This is a genomic window from Kocuria subflava (genome assembly GCF_012163155.1).
Classification (GTDB): domain Bacteria; phylum Actinomycetota; class Actinomycetes; order Actinomycetales; family Micrococcaceae; genus Kocuria; species Kocuria subflava.
Window position 1 is genome coordinate 1 of sequence record NZ_JAAVUN010000079.1, and the last position, 1,255, is coordinate 1,255.

Below are 1,255 nucleotides of genomic sequence, written 5' to 3' on the forward strand. Positions count from 1 at the left end.
TGTGGGTTCATGTGGTGGTTGCAACACCCCTAGTAAGAACAGGGGGTGGGTCCCGGTATGGACGCGAGACCACCACTACCGATGGAGCTGGTTGCACAGTTCTTCAACCACATCCGTGCTGGGTTGACCATCCAAGAAGCTGCTGATCGCCTCGGTGTGTCCCGCGTGAGTGGGCGACGCTGGATGAGCCACCGTGGAGGAGTGCTGCCACGCCCAGACTATGCCCACCTGACACGCTCTCTGAGTTTCAGCGAACGTGAATACATCGCGGAGCTACGCAACCAGGGACACGGGGTACGAACGATCGCTGCCCGCTTGCACCGGGCACCATCCACGATCAGCAGGGAACTACGCCGGGTCACCACGACCCGGCCTAAGCCCTACCGTGCCTCAACAGCCCAAGCCCATGCTGATGCGGCCCGCACCCGCCCCAAGCCCTCCAAACTGGCGACCAACCCGGTGCTGGCTCACCGGGTACAGGGAATGCTCACCAGCAACCTGAGCCCGGAGCAGATCAGTGGGAGACTCAAAACCCTGTATCCCGATCGCCAGGAGATGTGGGTGTCCCACGAAACGATCTATCAAGCGCTCTACGTCCAAACCCGTGGGGGCTTGACCCGCGAGCTGACTCAACACCTACGCACTGGGCGCAGCATGCGTAAACCACGGCGTAAGAGTGATGAGCGTCGGGGCAGGATCCCGGGGATGATCAACATCGCTGATCGCCCAGCCGAGGTTGCTGATCGGGCTGTGCCTGGGCATTGGGAAGGTGATCTGATCCTGGGTTCGGTGGCCTCGGGCTCAGCGATCGGGACGTTGGTGGAACGCACCACCGGGTTCGTGATGCTGCTGCACCTGCCTGATGGGCACAGTGCTGATCAGGTCGCTGCAGCGATGATCACCAAGATCGGGCAGCTCAGTGAGCGGTTGAAGCGTTCCGTGACCTGGGATCAAGGCAGCGAGATGGCTCGTCATGCACGGATCACTGCTGCCACGGGGGTGGATATCTACTTCTGTGATCCTCATTCCCCGTGGCAGCGTGGTACCAATGAGAACACCAACGGGTTATTGCGTCAGTACTTCCCCAAAGGCACGGACCTCTCGTTCTGGGGGGCTGGGTATCTGGACATGGTCGCTGATGAGCTCAACGCCCGGCCGCGTAAGCGACACGGGTTCCTCACTCCTGCTGAGGTCCTCACGCAGTTGCTGAACACCGACCACAAAACCGGTGTTGCAACCACCACATGAATCCACC

The 1,255-nt window shown here is 60.9% G+C and carries 1 protein-coding gene; it reads left to right on the plus strand.

Translation table 11 applies throughout. The annotated features are described in order from the left end of the window. The first annotated feature begins 57 nt into the window (after positions 1-57). Positions 58-1,248, plus strand: coding sequence for an IS30 family transposase (locus tag GTW58_RS13025; protein WP_425338851.1), 1,191 nt, complete (start codon positions 58-60; stop codon positions 1,246-1,248). Positions 1,249-1,255 lie beyond the last annotated feature (7 nt).

Excerpts from the sequence above, each read along its gene's own strand:
- GTW58_RS13025 (WP_425338851.1), top strand. The coding sequence starts at position 58 with ATGGACGCGAGACCACCACTACCGATGGAGCTGGTTGCACAGTTCTTC.